Here is a 16382-nt window from a genome sequence, read left to right on the forward strand (position 1 = left end):
TACCCGAAGCGACAAACCTCCAACCTCGCGCAGTCGCCGGCCGGCGGGCTGGGGGGCCCAGTGCTGCTGAGGGAGCTGCAGGACTTCCGCGTGCGGTTCACCGACTCGGGCAATGCCACGTTCAACGCTCGGGAGGGCGCTCACGATGACCTGGTCTTGGCGTTGGCCCTTGCGGTCTTTGGGCTGAGTCGGCCGGAGACTGTGCGGGAGCTAGATGTGGTATGGGTCCGATAAGTAATTTTGGACGTATAGGTAACGTCACAAGTTAGGGAATAAGAAGATTCATAAGTCATTGATACATAAGGGCATCAAAGTGCGACTGAGGACACATAAAGTGTAGAAGCAAGTTGTCTAAACATAGGACGCAGGGTTCGGCATACGTCTCGTAACGCCAAGATAGATAGGAATTCCTAAGTACCTATGTAGTCTCAAAGCATGAGAATTGGCGCTAAACAAGGTGTTTACACTTCACGTGGAACATCTATGTTTCACGTGAAGTCGTTTTTGGCGTATTGACAAACGCGCCGCCCCGGTTGACACCGGACGACGCGGCCCTCATGATCCACACCGTAGGCATCCCCGCCTTCGGAGATATGTCATGGAAACAGGGTCCCTGGTCCCCGTTAAGCCGAAGAAAACTGCGCGCCCTCGCAGCGCGGTGTCCTTCCCTTACTACAGTCTCGACTCGGCTATCGAAGTCGCTGAAGTAATCCACCAGAAGGCGGGCGGTAGCTGCACGCGCGAGCAACTGGCTCCGATGCTGGGGTACAGCGGCGTGAAGAATGGCGGCTTCCTTTCAAAGCTCGGCGCTGCACGTATGTTCGGGCTCGTGGAAGAGATGGGGGGAATGCTCCGGCCTACGCAGCTCGCGTCGAGCATCTATGCACCGGTACACGCGTCAGACGCGCAGCGCGCGAAGGCGCAAGCGTTCCTGAATGTCGAGTTGTTCGAGAAGGTCTACGAACGGTTCAAGGGGCAGCCGCTGCCGACCAACGAAGGCCTGGAAAATCTCCTTCGGGTCGGCTTCAAGGTGGTGCCCGCGCAGGTCAAGAACGCAATCCGCACAATGCAGGAGTCGGCCGAAAGCGCTGGATTCTTCGACGCAGCCGGGCGCGGGCGCTTAGTTCTGCCTCTGGCAGCGAATGCCAAGTCGTCGACTTCTTCACCGGCTCAGGGGGCATCGGCCACTGGTGATCACGCTAATAGTGCGCTCCCTCCGCTCCCTCCGCTTCCGGTGGTCACTTATGCTGGAGGCGGGCGACCTGCGGAAGACGCAGAGATTCCACCTGCAATCTACGGGCTGATTCGCGACCTGCCCCCTGAAGGGACGGGCATGACTGCTGCGAAGCGCCAGCGGCTGATCAAGGCGTTCGAGGCGAGTATCAACTGGCTTTACCCGGATGACAGCGAGGAGGTCGCCAATGAATAGGAGGGTTCACGGCCCCTGATTTCGCCATCTGCCCGAACGGGGGCCGGCTGAACGAAGAAGGCCACAACAGCGGCGACTCCTGGACAGAGAACGCTGTTGTGGCCGTGGTAGATACCACTGTGGCCTAGGGCGTAAGCCTTGTAAGCCCGCCCTAGACCACTCCTATATTACCTCAAGCGTTTACGGGGCGTGTTAACGCCAACCCCCGTGGCGCCAGCGGCTATGCCGTGTAGGAGAAAGAAGATGGCTACTGTTACGTACCCGTGTTACTGGCAAAAGAAAGACTCTAGCGGTCAGTGGTATTGGATCTACTACGCGTCGAATGGGAAGGCCATCGCGCGGAGTAGCGAGTCCTATGTCGCTCGTAGTGACTGTACGCGTTCGATCCAGATTATGAAGGGATCTAGCGGCGGTCCGGAGTTCTACGACCTGTAGCTGCGAGAGTCGTCTCACCCTCCAACCCGGTTTCGGGTTGGAGGTTTACGGGTGATCTGCCACCACTCGCAATCGATCAAGTCGAATGCACCCCCCGCCGTAGCGTTCTAGTTCTACGACCTCCCAATCACCCCACAGACGAAGCAGGCCCTTAGTCCTTGCTACGTAAGTAGATCCGTCGGCTCGGTTCACCTCTACCAGAGTGCCGACAGGGTGCGCCGCGTTCCAGGCATCAACTTCGGACGGGGTCATCATTGGGCCAGCATCGGCCAGCTAGATCGCACGGACGGAGACCACAGGTAGCGGCCCGCGCCAGCGGAGTACGATGCCCGACAAGGCCACACAGGGAGCGTGGAATGCTGCTGCTAACTCGCAAGTCGGGTAGGGCGCTGGTCATCGGGGGCGACGTAACGGTCACGGTCGTCAGCGTCGAAGGGGGCCGGGTGGTGCTAGGGGTGCAAGCGCCGCGCGCTGTGGCCGTGCGCCGCGACGACGCCCGCAAGGTACCCCGCAGGGCCAGCGAGGCCCGTAGCACCCTATAGCGCGCCCTACGGGCCGTGTACGGGCCGCAGGCCGACAAGCTAAAGGCAAAGGGCCTGCGATTGCTCGCAAGCCCTTGTTTTTATTGGTGCCGGAGGAGGGACTCGAACCCTCACGGTGTTGCCACCGGCGGATTTTGAGTCCGCTGCGTCTACCGATTCCGCCACTCCGGCGCGGCGGCAAAGTATAGCCGAGCAGTCGTCGGGCACGCCGGGCAGGGGGCGCGCGGCCACGCCATCAGCTTGCGCGCGGGCTGCAATCAGCTTGCCTGGGGGCGCGATTGTGGCCGTCGCCGGCAGGCGCGGCCGCGCCGGCCGCGCCGGGGCACCGCGGCACTAGCCTTGTTCGTCGGCGTCGTTGCGGTGGAAGCGGAAGCGGCAGACGTTGCCGCCGCGGGCCATGCATTCCTGGTGGTCGACGCGGCGGCCGGTGTAGGCCGACAGCATCGCCAGGTCGAACTGGCAGATGTCCGGGTCCTTCATCGCCAGGGTGTGGAAGATGCAGTTGCTGGCTTCGATCGTCGGGGTGTCGGCGTCGGTCCCGGTATCCCTGGCGCTGTAGCCGAGCCCTTCCATGATCCCGGTCAGGGCCGCGACCGCCTGTTGCGGGGTCTTCGACTCCGCCCCCTGGCCGCGCAGGCGCCGGCCGACCCGGGCCCCCAGCGCCTGCAGGCGTTGGCGCAGGCCGGGGGCGCCGGCGTCCTGCTTGATCGAGTCCACGATCAGTTCCGCCAGCCAGGCATAGCCGCGGGGGAACTGCTCCTTGCCGGCTTCCGACAACACGTAGAGCTGCTGCGGGCGACCGCCGGAGGCGCGGTGGGGGCCGGTGGCGACCAGCCCGCCGCTGCCGAGCGCCGCCAGGTGCTGGCGCACGGCGGTGCGGGTGATCCCCAGCTGCGTCGCGAGCTCTTCCGTGGTCAGCCCGGCCTTGTGTTCCAGCAACAATCGGAGCAGGGCCTGCTGGCGGGTTCCGAGGGTGCCCAGCATCGGATTCCTTGGTCATGCCGGCGGCGGAGAGCCGGGCGGACCGGGACAGGGTAGCGCAGGTCCCCCCTTTAGACATAAAGCAATTTCATATATTTCGCGGGTGCCCTAGCGTCCAGTCTCCGACGGAGGAGGGCGTATGAGCACACACAGCAGGGTTTCGAGTTCGATTTCCACAGCGTGCGATGCCGGTGGTGGGGGCATCCAGGCACGCGGCGCGGGCCAGCCGCGCGGGCGCGGTGCGGTCCGCTGGTTACTGCCCCTGGCGGCGGGCGCGCTGCTGGCCGGCTGCGGCGGCGATGGCAATGGATTGGGCGGGCTCGTCACCCCGCCGGCCCCGCCGACGGTCACCGCGACCGTGCCGGCGGCCGATTCCAGCGACGCGTTGAACACGGCGGCTATCAGCGTGAGCTTCGACCGCTCGATGGACGCGGCCTCGCTGACCGCGACCAGCTTCACCCTGGCCTGTCCGGAGGGCACGCCGGTGACCGGCACGGTGACCTACACCGACGCCAGCCACACCGCGACCCTGACTCCGGACGCGATGCTGCCGGCCGCCACCACCTGCACCGCGACGGTCACCACTGCGGCCAAGGACAGCATGGGCGTCCCCCTGGCCGGCAACTTCAGCTGGAGCTTCAGCACCACCGTCGATCCGGCCGTGGCCGCCGAAGGCCAGCAGATCTTCCGCTACGACACTTTCGGCGACGAGACGCAGTGGAGCGACACCCTGCGCATGCACGAGGTGATCGCCGCGGCGGTCGATCCGACCACGGCGCTGAGCGTCGGCCTGAAAGTCGACGCCGAGGCGCTGCCGGCGGCGGTCGTCGCGGGCATCCAGGACGGCAGCATCAGCCTGACCAGCACCGACACCACCATCGCGTTGCTCAAGCTCAACGCCGTGGTCGGCGTCAAGGGCACGGTCGAGAGCGTCAACGGCAAGGACACGCTGACCCGCGTCGGCATCACCTGCGCGCTGTGCCATTCCACCGTCGACGACTCGTTCGCGCCGGGCATCGGCAAGCGCCTGGACGGCTGGCCCAACCGCGACCTCGATCCGGGCCTGATCATCTCGCTGTCGCCGGCGCTGACGCCCGCACAGAAGGCGGTCTATGCCTCCTGGGGCAAGGGCAAGTACGACCCGCGCTTCAACTTCGACGGCATCAACGGCCCGCAGGTGATCTCGCCGGCCTTCGGCCTGGCCGGGATCCACAAGGTCACCGCCACCGGCGACGGCGACGAGATCGCCTACTGGAACCGCTACGTCGGCGTCACCCAGATGGGCGGGCACGGCACCTTCACAGAGCCGCGTCTGGGCATCAGCGTCACCAACGGCACCGACGACCTGATCAGCAGCAAGCTGCCGGCCCTGCAGGCTTACCAGCTGACGCTGCTGGCGCCGCCGCCGCCCGCGGGCAGCTTCGACATGGCGGCCGCGGCACGCGGCGAGGCGCTGTTCAACGGCAAGGCCGGTTGCGTGGGTTGCCACAGCGGCCCGGAGTTCACCGACGCCAACGAGCGCCTGCACGACCCGAGCGAAGTGGCCAGCGAGCCGGAAGCTGCCGGTGTGCCGAGCTATGCCTCGCGCACCGCGACCAAGCAGTACCGGACCGCGCCGCTGCGCGGCGTCTGGCAGCACCCGCCGTACTTCCACAACGGCTCGGCGGCGACGCTGGCCGATGTGGTGGCGGCCTACAACAGCAAGAAGTCGCTCGGCCTGACCAGTGCCGAGATCCAGGATGTGGCGCAGTACCTGAAGTCCCTGTAGTTGCGGTGGTGGTTGTGGTTGATGTTGTTGTTGCGTTTGTTGCAAGTCGTTGTGGTTGCAGGCAGGCACGCACGGATCGCGGCAGCGGTCCGTGCGTGCGGTTCGATCCACCCGCCCCGGTATCCCCGCGGGGCAGGTGGGGCCTTTCCCGGACCGGGTTGCGGTCCGGGAGAGGTCGCTGCATTCGCCATGCCGGTGCGTGCGGGGCGTGCTGCGGATGGCGCAAGCCCCGCGCGCCGCGCGCCCTGCCGCACGGGCGGCATCCATCCATCGCAGACGTCCGCACGGACCCGAGGCCATGATCCGTCCCATCGACTCCCTGCAGCGCCTGCCGCAATCCCCGGTCGCCGCGCTCTGGGCGCTGCGCCTCGCCGCCGCGCTGGTGGTGGTGTTGCTGGCGCGGCTGCTGGTGCTGGCGGTCAGCGAGGCGCAACTCCCCCTCGTCGACGCGCCGGGCGCGACGATCGCGGTCGCGAGCGCGCCCGAACCGCTCGCCAGCTGGCATCTGTTCGGCGTGTCCGGCGGCGACGGGCAGATCGCGGCGACGACGCTGGCGCTGACCTTGCGCGGCATCGTCGGCAGCACGGTTCCCGGCCTGGCCACCGCGGTGATCGCCGGCCAGGAGCAGCAGGATGTCGGTTACCACGTCGGCGACACCTTGCCCGGCGGCGGCGTGCTGGACGCGATCCATGCCGACCATGTGGTGATCCGCAATCAGGGCCGGCGCGAGTCGCTGGCGCTCAGCGACAAGCGTGCCGCGGCCGCGGATGCCACCGGCGCGCTGGCGCCGTCGCAGCCGGCATCCGGACCATCGTCGGCGGCAGCGGCGCTGTCCGCGCCGGCAGCCGTACCTGCGCCGGCCGCTACGCCCGCGCTGGCGGCGCCGGGCACGGCGGCGGTCGGGATGGCGCTGCTGGCCAGCCAGGCCAACATCCTGCCGGTGCTCGAGAACGGCCGCGTCGTCGGAGCGCGGATTTCGGCGCCCGACGTGGCCCTGCTCGAACGCGTGGGCCTGCGGCGCGACGATGTCGTCACCGCGGTCGACGGCCACCCGGTCGACGGCCCCGGCTTCGATGCCGCGCTCCAGGCTGGCCTGCGCGACGGCGGCGCCACCCTGGTGCTGCGCCGCGACGGTCGCGAGCAGACCGTGCGTGTGGGCCGGTGAGCGCGCGATGAGGCGCTTGCTGTCCGGCGGGTTGCTGGCCCTGGCGCTGGCCCTGGGCATGCTCGCGGCGGGCGTGCCGGGGACGCTGCACGCGGCGGAGCCGACCCGGGCGACGCTCAACCTCAAGGACGTCGACATCAATGTCCTGGTGCAGGCGGTCAGCGAGATGACCGGCCGCGGCTTCATCGTCGATCCCAAGGTCCAGGGCAAGGTCACCGTGGTCGCCGCCAGGCCGATGTCGCAGGACGAGATCTGGAGCGTGTTCACGTCCGTGCTGAACGTGCATGGCTATGCGGTGGTGCCTTCCGGCGGCATGTGGAAGGTGCTGCCGGAAGCGGCCGCCGCCGTCGACGGGCGCGCCGCGCTGTCCGCGGGGCCGGACGCGATCGTGACCCGGGTGGTCGAGCTGCGCGAGGTGTCGGCGACCGAGCTGGCGGCGTTGCTGCAGCGGTTGATCTCGCCCGGCGGGCGCATTTCCGCGCAGGGCAACCGGCTGCTGGTCACCGAGCGCGCGGCCAACGTCGAGCGCCTCGCGCGGCTGATTGCGCGCATCGACACGCCGTCCGGCAACGAGGTCGAGGTCATCACCCTGGAGCACGCCAATGCCGCGGACATCGCGCGCACGCTCGCGCAGCTGGAGGCGCCGGCCGCGGCCGGCGGCGGCGACGGCGCGCCTCGGCTGGTCGCCGACGCGCGCAGCAATTCGGTGCTGCTGTCGGGCAACCCGGGCCAGCGACTGCGCCTGCGGACCCTGGTCGCGCACCTGGACACGCCGATCACCGACGGCGACTACACCCAGGTGATCTACCTGCACAACGCCAAGGCGGCCGAGCTGGCGCCGCTGCTGGAAACGGTCGCGGCCACGCTGACCGCCGGCGGCGACAAGGACGGCGCCAAGGCCGCGACGATCGGCTTCCACAGCGAGACCAATGCGCTGGTGATCGCCGCGCCGCCGGCGGTGTTCCGCGATCTCGCCTCGGTGGTGCGGCAGCTCGATGTGCGCCGCGCGCAGGTGATGGTGGAGGCGGTGATCGCCGAGGTCTCCGACGAGCTGGCCGACGAGCTGGGCGTGCAGTGGCAGGCGACCTCGGCCGACAACGCCGACGGCAGCCTCGGCGAGGGCGCGATCGGCGGCACCAACTTCCCCGGCCGCGGCGGCGTCGGCGGCATCCTCGGGGCGATGGTCAATCCGCTGAACGTCGGCCCGGGACTGAACCTGGGCTACGTTGGCGGCACGCTGAAGATCCCCGGCCCCAACGGCACCACGCTGGACGTGCTGCAGATCGGCGCGCTGGTCCGCGCGCTGCGCGGCGATGGCCGCGCCAACATCCTGTCGCAGCCCAGCGTCATCACCCTGGACAACCAGCCGGCCGAGTTCAAGGTCGCGCAGGAAGTGCCGTTCCTGACCGGCGCCTACGCCAGCACCACCGCCCCCGGCGCCGGCAACAACGTCCCCACGCCGTTCCAGACGATCGAGCGCAAGGACGTCGGCCTGATCCTCAAGGTGACGCCGCACGTGGACGCCGGCGGCAGCGTGCGCATGGAGATCGTGCAGGAAGTTTCGTCGCTGTCGCCGACGCAGTCGGCCGGCGCGGTCGATCTGATCACCAACAAGCGCGAGATCAGCACCACCGTGCAGGTCGCCGACGGCAGCCTGCTGGTGCTCGGCGGCCTGTCCTCCGACGAGGTCACCGAGTCGGTGCAGGGCGTGCCGGGCCTGTCGCGGATCCCGCTGCTGGGCGGATTGTTCAAGTCGCGCCAGGCCAGCCGCAGCAAGCGCAACCTGATGATCTTCCTGCGCCCGATCATCCTGCGCGACGACGCGGCGGGGGCGGCGTTGTCCAGCGCCCGCTACGACGGCTTGCGCCTGCAGCAGCTGCAGGGCCGCGCGCGCTACGACGGCCGTGTGCGCGGCGGCGCCTTGCCGTTGCTGCCGCCGCTGCCGGCCGCGGCCGCCGCGATCCCGGCAGCCGCGCCGCAGGCCGCGCCCGCACCGACCGCGGCCTCCACGGCCGCAAATGCGCCCGCAGCCGCAGCCACGCCGGCGGCGCCATGACCGACGCACTGCCGCCGCGGCCGGGGTTCGCCTTCGCCAAGCGCCACGGCGCCACGCTCGCCGGCTGGGAGGAGGGCGCGGCGCGGATCGCGCACCGGCCGGGGGTGGCGCCGGAAGTGTTCGCCGAGTTGCGCCGGCATTGCGGCGTGCCCCTGCGGCTGGACGGCCGTTCCGCCGACGCCTACGAGACCCTGCTGCGCGAGCTCTACGGCGACGGCGACGACGCCCGCGCGATCGCCGTGGACATGGATGCCGCCGGGCTCGGCGCACTCTCCGACCACCTGCCCGAGCCGCAGGACCTGCTCGAGAGCGAGGACGACGCGCCGATCATCCGCCTGCTCAACGCGCTGTTCACCGAGGCGATCCGGCAGAACGCGTCCGACATCCACATCGAGCCGTTCGAGAGCCGGCTGGCGGTGCGCTTCCGCGTCGACGGCGTGCTGCGCGAGGTGCTGGCGCCGCAGAAGGCGATCGCGCCGGCGGTGGTGTCCCGGGTCAAGGTCATGGCCCGGCTCGACATCGCCGAGAAGCGGCTGCCGCAGGACGGGCGCATCTCGCTGCGCGTGGCCGGGCGCCCGGTCGACGTGCGCGTCAGCACGATCCCGGTCGGCGCCGGCGGCGAGCGCGTGGTGCTGCGCCTGCTCGACAAGCAGGCCGGGCGCCTGGATGTGGATGCGTTGGGCCTACCGGCGCAGCTGCGCGCGCAACTGGACGGATTGATCCACCGTCCGCACGGGATCCTGCTGGTGACCGGCCCGACCGGCTCGGGCAAGACCACGACCCTGTACGCCGCGCTGCAGCGGCTCAACGACGCCAGCCGCAACATCCTCACGGTCGAGGATCCGATCGAGTACTACCTCGACGGCATCGGCCAGACCCAGGTCAACCCGCGCGTGGACATGAGCTTCGCCCGCGGCCTGCGCGCGATCCTGCGCCAGGACCCGGACGTGGTGATGATCGGCGAGATCCGCGACCTGGAAACCGCGCAGATCGCGATCCAGGCGGCGCTGACCGGCCACCTGGTGCTGTCCACGCTGCACACCAATTCCGCGGTCGGCGCGGTGACCCGCTTGCGCGACATGGGGGTGGAGCCGTTCCTGGTGTCGGCGGCGTTGCTGGGGGTGCTGTCGCAGCGCCTGGTGCGCACGCTCGACCCGGCGCAGTCGCAGGCGTATCCGCCGACGCCGGCCGAGTGCGCCTGTTTCGGCAAGCCCTGGAGCGCCGAGCTGCGCTTCCGCCGGCCGCTGCCGGGAGCCGAACGCGGCGCCGGTTACCGCGGCCGCACCGGCCTGTACGAGATGCTGGTCGTCGACGACGCCTTCCGCCGCGGCATCCACGAAGGCGCCGACGAGGTCGCCCTGACCGCGCTGGCGCGCCAGCGCGCGCCGGGGCTGGTCGAGGACGGCTGGAACAAGCTGCGCGCCGGCCTGACCTCGGTCGAGGAAGTGCTGCGCGTCACCCGCGAGGAATGAGCGCATGCCCGCCTACGAATTCCAGGCGCTGGATGCCGACGGTCGGGTACGCAAGGGTGTGCTGCAGGCCGACACCGCGCGCGGCGCGCGGGTGCAGTTGCGCGAGCGCGCGCTGGCGGCGCTGGCCGTGCACGAGGTCGACGGCGCCGCGGCGGGGCGCCGGCAGCCGCGGCTCGGCGCCAGCGGCCGGGTGCTGCTGACCCGCCAGCTGGCGACCCTGGTCGGCGCCGGCTTGCCGCTGGACGAGGCGCTGGCGGCGCTCGCCGACGGCGTCGAAGGTCGCGCCCGGGTGCTGGCGATGGCGTTGCGGGCGCGGGTGCGCGAGGGCGCGACGCTGGCGTTGGCGCTGGGCGACTTCCCGGGCACGTTCGATGCGCTGTACCGCGGCTCGGTCGCCGCCGGCGAGCAGTCCGGGCATCTGGCGCCGGTGCTGCTGCGCCTGGCGCAGCACCTGGAGAGCCGCGAGGCGCTGCGCCGGCGGCTGCTCGGCGCGCTCGCCTATCCGGCGCTGCTGTTGCTGGTCGCGTTGCTGGTCGTGGCCGGCCTGCTGCTGTACGTGGTGCCGGAGGTGACCGCGGTGTTCCTGCGCAGCGGGCAGGCGCTGCCGTTGCCCACGCGGCTGCTGCTCGGTGCCAGCCGCGTGCTCGGCACGCAGGCGTACTGGGCGGGGCCGTTGCTGCTGCTTGGGGTGGCGGCAGTGGCCGGCGGCTGGCGGCGCCCCGGGTTCCGGCGCTGGCGCGATGCGCGTTTGCTGGCGTTGCCGTGGCTGGGGCGGTTGCTCATCGCGATCGACTGCGCGCGCTTCGCGCGCACCCTGGCGATGCTGGCCGCCAGCGCGGTGCCGCTGCTGCAGGCGCTGCGGCTGGCCACCGACACGGTCGGCAACAGCCTGATCCGCGCCTCGCTGGAGCGCGTCGCGGTGCAGGTCCGCGCCGGCGCGCCGCTGGCGCAGGCGCTGTCGCGCGACACGCGCTTCCCGCCGGTGGCGCTGCGCATGATCGCCAGCGGCGAACGCGTGGGACGCGTGGATTCGATGCTGGACGAGGCCGCCGCGCAGCTGGAGCGCGAACTCGACCTGACCGCTTCGGTGGCGATGGCCACGCTGGGGCCGGCGGTGATCCTGCTGGTGGGCGCGCTGGTGCTGTTCATCGTGCTGGCGATCCTGCTGCCGGTCTTCGAAATGAACCAACTCGTCGCATGAGGTGCGCACAGCCATGAACAAGACAACCGAGTCGCCGGCGGCCGGCTTCACCCTGGTCGAGGTGCTGGTGGTGGTGGTGATCCTGGGCATCCTCGCCGCGGTGGTGGTGCCGCGGGTGATGAGCCGCCCGGACGATGCGCGCGCGGTGCGCGCGGCCCAGGACGTGGCCGCGATCGTCGCCGCGCTGGACATGTACCGGCTCGACAACTACGCCTACCCGAGCAGCGAGCAGGGCCTGGCGGCGCTGGTGACGCGGCCGTCCGCGGCCTCCGGCTGGCGCGAAGGCGGTTACCTGGCGACGCTGCCGCGCGATCCGTGGGACCGCGAATACCAGTACCTCAATCCGGGCCGGCACGGCGAGATCGACGTCTGGACCCAGGGCGCGGACGGCAAACCCGGCGGCGAGGGCATCGATGGCGATGTCGGCAACTGGCAGCGGTAACCGCGCGCGCGGCGGTGCGCGCGGCAGCACCCTGATCGAACTGCTGGTCGGGCTGGCGATCGCCTCGGTGCTGCTGGGGGCGGCGACACTGGCGTTTCCGCGGACCGATGCGCGTCGCGCCGAGCAGGCCGCGGCGCGCGCGCAGGCGCTGGTCGCGCTCGCCTGCGAGCGCGCCGAGCTGAGCGGCGAGGACATCGGCATCGCGGTGGAGCAGGACCGGCTCGTGTTCGGCCGCTACGGCGACGGCGCCTGGCGGGCGTTCGCGGACGCGCCGCACGAAGCGCTGCGGCCGCGGCGGCTGGATCCGGAGGTGACGCTGGAACTGCGCGTCGAGGCGCCGCTGCCGGCGCTGCCGGAGGATGGCGCGACCGGCGCACAGGCGCTGTGCCTGGCCGGCGGCGGACTGACGCCGTTCGTGCTCGAACTGCACGGGCCTGCACGCCGGCACTGGTCGCTGCACGGCGACAGCGCCGGGGACTTGCGGCTGGAGAGCGACGATGCGCGCTGAGGTGTCCGGCTTCTCGCTGCTGGAAGTGCTGGTGGCGCTGGCGGTGCTGGCGCTGGCGATGGCGGCGCTGATCCGTACCGCGGGCCTGCAGGGCGCCGGCCTGGTCGATGCGCGCCAGCGCAGCTGCGCGCAGTGGGTGGCGGCGAACGTGATTGCCGACGCGCGCCTGGCCGGCGCGGTACCGATCGAGGGCACGCGCAATGGCGAGATGGAGATGGGCCGCGTGCGCTGGCGCTGGCGGCTGACAGTGACGCCGACCCCGGTGCCGGGCGTGCGCCGGCTCGCGGTCGAGGTCGCCCATCCGCAGGGCCGCCGGGTGCTGACGCTCGACGGTTTTTCGGGGGCGCCGTGATGCCGGCCATATCGCTCGCCAGGGGCGTTGCAGCGCGCGCGAACCGGGGCTTCACCCTGCTGGAGCTGCTCGTGGCCGTGGCGATCTTCGCCGTGGTGGCGTCGCTGGCCTGGGGCGGGCTGGATGCGATCGTCCGTGTCCGCCGCACGTTCGACGTGCAGGCCGCGCAGCTGGCGCGGCTGCAGCGCGCGATGGCGCGTTTCGAACGCGATCTGGGCGCGGCCCTGCCGCGATCGATCCGCGACGAGCGCAACCGGCGGCAACCGGCGCTGGCAGGCAGTGCGGAGCGGCTGGAGGTCAGCGCCTGGTTGCCGGCGCCGGGCATGCCCGCCGCCGCGCCGACGCCGCAGCGCCTGGCCTGGACCTGCGCCGACGGCCAGTTGCGACGCACGCGCTGGGCTGCGCCGGACCGCACCGCTGCGACCGCGCGCGAGGACGCTGTCGTGCTGGAGCAGGTCAGCGATTGCCGCCTGCGTTATCTCATGGGCGACGGCACCACCACGGCGCGCTGGCCGCTGCCGGAAATGCCGGCGGACGCGTTGCCGCGCGGGGTCGAGCTCGACTTCCGGCTGCAGGGGCAGGGCCGCTTCCGGCGCGTGATCGAGCTGGCGCAGGCCGCGGGGACCGCGCCATGAGGCGGCAACGCGGCGTGGCCCTGGTAGTCGCCTTGCTGGTGGTGGCGCTGGCGATGCTGCTGGTGGCGGCGCTGCTGGATGCCGGGGAACTCACCCGGGCGCGGTTGCGCAATGGCTGGCGCGCGGAACAAAGCCGGCAATTGCTGGGCGGGCTGGAAGCCTGGGCCGCCGCGGGCCTGCTCGCCGACCTGCGCGCGAGCGGGCCGGTGGACGGCTTCGGCGAAGCCTGGGCGCGGCCGATGCCGCCGCTGGAACTCCCCGGCGCGCGCATCGAGGGCCGCCTGCGCGATCTGGGCGGCTGTTTCAACGTCAATGCGCTGGCGCCCGGCGGCAGCACCGATCCTCGGGCGCTGCGCCGCTTCGCGCGGCTGTTGCGGGCGTTGCAGTTGCCGCGCGCGCTGGCGTCGCAGGCCGCCGACTACATCGATGCCGACGCCAGCGTGCAGGACGGCGGCGCGGAAGACGACGCCTACGCTGGCGCCCGCACCGCCAATGCCGCGCTGCTGGACGCCGGCGAACTGCGGCGCCTGCCGGCGATGACCGGCGACGCCTGGCAGGCGTTGGCGCCTCTGCTCTGCGCGCTGCCGACGGACCAGCGGCTCAACCTCAATACCGCCCCGGCAGTGCTGTGGCTGACCCTGGACGATGCGATCACGCCGGCGATGGCGCAGCGGCTGGCGCGCGGCGACGGCGCCATGTATCCGGACCTGGCGGCGGTGCGCCGGGCGCTGCAGCGCGAAGGCGCGCCGGTGCCGGACCTGTCCGCCTGCGCGGTCGGCAGCCGCTACTTCCAGGCCGAGGCGACGATCGTGGCCGACGGCATCGCCTTTGGCTACCGTAGCCAGTTGCAGCGCCTGCCGGACCGGGTGCGAGTGATCGCGCGTACGCGCGGCGGCCTGCGCCGGGAGCCGCGGCCATGAGCCGGCTCCTGCTGCGGCTGCGGGCCGACGGCGGCAGCGAATGGCTGGATGCCGACGGCGTCGTCCACGCCGGTTGGCCGGCGCCGCGACGCGAGGATCGCGTGCTCGTGCTGGTGCCGGCCCCAGCCGTGCTGCTGCTGGACCTCGCGCCGCCCGCCGGCAACGAACGCCAGTGGGCGCAGGCGTTGCCGTTCCTGATCGAGGAGCAGCTGGTGGCGCCGATCGAGTCGCAGCACGTGGCCTGGGCGCGCAGCCACGACGGCACGCGGCTGTGCGTGGCGGTGGTCGCGCGCGCGCAACTGGACGACTGGCTGGCGCAGCTGCGCGAAGCCGGGATCGAGCCGGACGCGCTGTCGTCCGAAGCGCTGGCCTTGCCCTGGCAGCCGCCGCGACCGGCGCTGCTGGTCGATGGCGGGCAATGCGTGCTGCGCCGCGCGGAAGCCGGCGCGCTGGCCGGGGAGGGCGACGAAATCGCTGCGCTGGCCGCGCTGGACGCCAGCCTGGCGGACGTGGAGACCTGGCTGGTGGGCGACAGCCGATCGCCCGTGCCGGCGCAGACGTCGCACGTCGTGACGCATGCCCTGCAGGCCTTCGCCGCGCAGGCAACTGTGCCGCAACCGAATCTGCTGCAGGGCGCGTACGCCCCGCGCCGGCGCACCGACGGCCTGGTCAGGCGCTGGCGCAGGGCCGCCGTGCTGGCGGCGGCGGCGTTGCTGCTGGCAGGATTGCATCCGCTGCTGGATCGCCACAAGCTGGCGACCCGGGTCGCCGCGCAGCGCGCCGAAATGGCGCAGCTCTATCGTCGCGCGGTGCCGTCGGCGGGCGCGGTCGAGGATCCGGCGCGGCAACTGCAGGCGGCGCTGGCGGCCCGCGGCCTGGGGCCTGGCGATGGCGTCCTCGGCCTGCTGACGCGTCTGGCGCCGGCGCTCGCGGCCGACGCCGGCCTGTCGCTCGAATCGCTCGAGTACCGCGAACGCCGCCTGGAGCTGGTCGTGCAGGCCGGCAGCGTCGCTGATCTCGATGCGCTGCGGCAGCGACTGGCGCGCGCCGGGCTGAGCGCGGAGATCGCCGGCACCACGCCGGGATCGCGCGGTGTGCAGGGCCGCCTGCGGCTGGGAGCGGCGCCGTGACCGCGCGCTGGCGTGGACTGTCGCCGCGCGACCGCCGGGTCGCGGCGGTCGGCACCGTGGTGGCCGCCGGCTTGCTCGGCTGGGCGCTGCTGTGGGTGCCGCTGGCCGCCTCGCGCACGGCACTGCGCGAGGAGGCGATGGCGAACGCGGCGGCGCTGGCGTGGATGCGTCCGGCCTCGGCGCGGTTGGCGGCGCTCGGTGGCGCGCCGGCGCGGGTGCGGGACACGCGTTCGCTGCTGGCGCGGGTGGATGCCAGCGCGCGCGAGGCCGGCCTCGGCGGCAGCCTGGTCGCGATCCAGCCGCAGGGCCCGCAGCGGGTCAGCGCGCAATTCAGCGGGGCCGATTTCGATGTCCTGGCCGGCTGGTTGCAGCAGCGCGCGGCCGAAGGCCTGCGCATCGAGGAGCTTTCGCTGCAGCGCGCCTCCGGCGCCGGGCGCGTGGATGCGCGGGTGGCGTTGCTCGCAGGCGACGCATGACGCGCTGGCTGTGGTTCGCGGCAGCCTGCGCGCTGTTCGCCGGCACGGTGCTGGCGACGCTGCCGGCTTCGTCGCTGCTGGCCTGGGGGCGACCCGGGGGGGCTGCGCTGGCGCTGGAAGACGTGCGCGGGACCTGGTGGCATGGCCGCGTGGCGCAGGTGCGCTGGCGCGGACGCGAGCTCGGGGCGCTGACCTGGACGTTGCGGCCGGCGGCGCTGCTGCGCGGCCGGCTCGCGTTCGACCTGCGGCTGAGCGGCGCGGGGACGGCCACGGTGCGGTTGCTGCGCGGCCCGCGGCGGACCGAGCTGCGCGACCTGCGCGCCACGCTGCCGGCCTACTGGTTTCGCGGCCGGGTCGGAGTGCTGCAACCGCAGGGGCGGGTGCGGATAACGATCCCGCGGGCCGTGTTCGCCGATGGCCGCATGACCGCGCTCGCCGGCGAACTGGCCTGGCAGGAGGCGGCGCTGCGCGGCGCGACCGCGCTGGCCCTGGGAGAACTGCATGCGAGCTTCGCGCTGGCCGACGATCGGCGGGTGCATGGCCGTGTCCGCGATCAGAGCGGCCCGCTGTCGGTGTCCGGCGATTTCGTGATCGATGGGCCGCGTCATCGCGTCCGTCTGTTGCTGGGCGCGCGCAGTGCCGCGGCCGTGCCCCTGCTGCAAATGCTGGGCGACCCGCTGCCCGACGGTCGCCGGGTACTGGTTCTGCGCGGCGGGGGGCCGGGTCTCGTTCCGCTCGGCCGGCACGCGGCGGACGCTGGCACGGGCGGCGATGAGCGGCGCGGCGCCGGCGGGCGCCGGGGGCAGGACGCGGGCGGTCGGCTTGCCGGGCGCGGCGGGATGCCGTCGGCTAGGGGACGCGGGGATTGAC

General features: G+C 71.7%; 17 protein-coding genes and 1 tRNA gene. 16 read left to right on the top strand and 2 right to left on the bottom strand.

The window, feature by feature from the left end:
- Window positions 1–598: 598 nt before the first annotated feature.
- The 3 genes from D0Y53_RS12700 (at window position 599) to D0Y53_RS08620 (ending at window position 2406) form a co-directional block, all read left to right on the top strand.
- Window positions 599–1429: a hypothetical protein gene (locus D0Y53_RS12700; protein WP_147319046.1), complete on the top strand. Its 831-nt coding sequence runs from the start codon at window positions 599–601 to the stop codon at window positions 1427–1429.
- A gap of 243 nt (window positions 1430–1672) precedes the next feature.
- The gene (locus D0Y53_RS13270) at window positions 1673–1864 is read left to right on the top strand and encodes a YegP family protein (protein WP_117202826.1); all 192 of its coding nucleotides are present in this window, start codon (window positions 1673–1675) and stop codon (window positions 1862–1864) included.
- Between the two features lie 356 nt (window positions 1865–2220).
- Window positions 2221–2406, top strand: coding sequence for a carbon storage regulator (locus D0Y53_RS08620; RefSeq protein WP_117202827.1), 186 nt, complete (start codon window positions 2221–2223; stop codon window positions 2404–2406).
- 84 nt (window positions 2407–2490) lie between these two features.
- Here the strand turns inward: D0Y53_RS08620 and D0Y53_RS08625 are convergent.
- Together D0Y53_RS08625 and D0Y53_RS08630 are read right to left on the bottom strand one after the other, a co-directional pair.
- Window positions 2491–2577: transfer RNA gene (locus D0Y53_RS08625), tRNA-Leu, on the bottom strand.
- Between the two features lie 162 nt (window positions 2578–2739).
- Window positions 2740–3390, bottom strand: coding sequence for a helix-turn-helix transcriptional regulator (locus tag D0Y53_RS08630; RefSeq protein ID WP_117202828.1), 651 nt, complete (start codon window positions 3388–3390; stop codon window positions 2740–2742).
- Window positions 3391–3526: 136 nt separating this feature from the next.
- Here D0Y53_RS08630 and D0Y53_RS08635 point away from each other — a divergent pair, with 136 nt between their 5' ends.
- The 13 genes from D0Y53_RS08635 (at window position 3527) to D0Y53_RS08695 (ending at window position 16381) form a co-directional block, all read left to right on the top strand.
- Entirely contained in the window at window positions 3527–5155 is a 1629-nt protein-coding gene (locus tag D0Y53_RS08635) for an Ig-like domain-containing protein (protein WP_117202829.1), read from the top strand.
- 298 nt (window positions 5156–5453) lie between these two features.
- A complete protein-coding gene (locus tag D0Y53_RS08640; protein ID WP_158550625.1) occupies window positions 5454–6320 on the top strand; it encodes a type II secretion system protein N in 867 nt (288 codons plus the stop codon).
- 7 nt (window positions 6321–6327) lie between these two features.
- A complete protein-coding gene (gene gspD / locus D0Y53_RS08645) occupies window positions 6328–8376 on the top strand; it encodes a type II secretion system secretin GspD (RefSeq protein ID WP_158550626.1) in 2049 nt (682 codons plus the stop codon).
- Window positions 8373–9848, top strand: a complete 1476-nt coding sequence (locus tag D0Y53_RS08650; protein ID WP_117202832.1) for a GspE/PulE family protein — start codon at window positions 8373–8375, stop codon at window positions 9846–9848. The genes gspD and D0Y53_RS08650 overlap by 4 nt, the downstream gene beginning before the upstream one ends.
- A 4-nt stretch (window positions 9849–9852) precedes the next feature.
- The gene (locus D0Y53_RS08655; RefSeq protein WP_117202833.1) at window positions 9853–11049 is read left to right on the top strand and encodes a type II secretion system F family protein; all 1197 of its coding nucleotides are present in this window, start codon (window positions 9853–9855) and stop codon (window positions 11047–11049) included.
- Window positions 11050–11062: 13 nt separating this feature from the next.
- Window positions 11063–11491, top strand: coding sequence for a type II secretion system major pseudopilin GspG (gspG, locus tag D0Y53_RS08660; protein WP_117202834.1), 429 nt, complete (start codon window positions 11063–11065; stop codon window positions 11489–11491).
- Window positions 11463–11999, top strand: coding sequence for a pilus assembly FimT family protein (locus tag D0Y53_RS08665; RefSeq protein WP_117202835.1), 537 nt, complete (start codon window positions 11463–11465; stop codon window positions 11997–11999). Before gspG ends, D0Y53_RS08665 begins: the two co-directional genes overlap by 29 nt.
- The gene (gene gspI / locus D0Y53_RS08670; RefSeq protein ID WP_117202836.1) at window positions 11989–12351 is read left to right on the top strand and encodes a type II secretion system minor pseudopilin GspI; all 363 of its coding nucleotides are present in this window, start codon (window positions 11989–11991) and stop codon (window positions 12349–12351) included. Before D0Y53_RS08665 ends, gspI begins: the two co-directional genes overlap by 11 nt.
- Window positions 12351–12986, top strand: coding sequence for a type II secretion system minor pseudopilin GspJ (gene gspJ, locus D0Y53_RS08675; RefSeq protein WP_117202837.1), 636 nt, complete (start codon window positions 12351–12353; stop codon window positions 12984–12986). Before gspI ends, gspJ begins: the two co-directional genes overlap by 1 nt.
- Complete coding sequence (gene gspK / locus D0Y53_RS08680; RefSeq protein ID WP_117202838.1) at window positions 12983–13906, top strand: type II secretion system minor pseudopilin GspK; 924 nt, start codon at window positions 12983–12985, stop codon at window positions 13904–13906. The genes gspJ and gspK overlap by 4 nt, the downstream gene beginning before the upstream one ends.
- Entirely contained in the window at window positions 13903–15036 is a 1134-nt protein-coding gene (gene gspL, locus D0Y53_RS08685; RefSeq protein WP_117202839.1) for a type II secretion system protein GspL, read from the top strand. Before gspK ends, gspL begins: the two co-directional genes overlap by 4 nt.
- A complete protein-coding gene (gene gspM, locus D0Y53_RS08690) occupies window positions 15033–15512 on the top strand; it encodes a type II secretion system protein GspM (protein WP_158550627.1) in 480 nt (159 codons plus the stop codon). Before gspL ends, gspM begins: the two co-directional genes overlap by 4 nt.
- Window positions 15509–16381 carry a type II secretion system protein N gene (locus D0Y53_RS08695; protein WP_117202841.1) on the top strand — a complete coding sequence of 291 codons (873 nt, stop codon included), beginning with the start codon at window positions 15509–15511 and terminating at the stop codon, window positions 16379–16381. The genes gspM and D0Y53_RS08695 overlap by 4 nt, the downstream gene beginning before the upstream one ends.
- The last annotated feature ends 1 nt before the right edge of the window (window position 16382 follow it).

Origin of the sequence: Cognatiluteimonas weifangensis (genome assembly GCF_003416885.1) — a bacterium.
Lineage (GTDB): Bacteria > Pseudomonadota > Gammaproteobacteria > Xanthomonadales > Xanthomonadaceae > Cognatiluteimonas > Cognatiluteimonas weifangensis.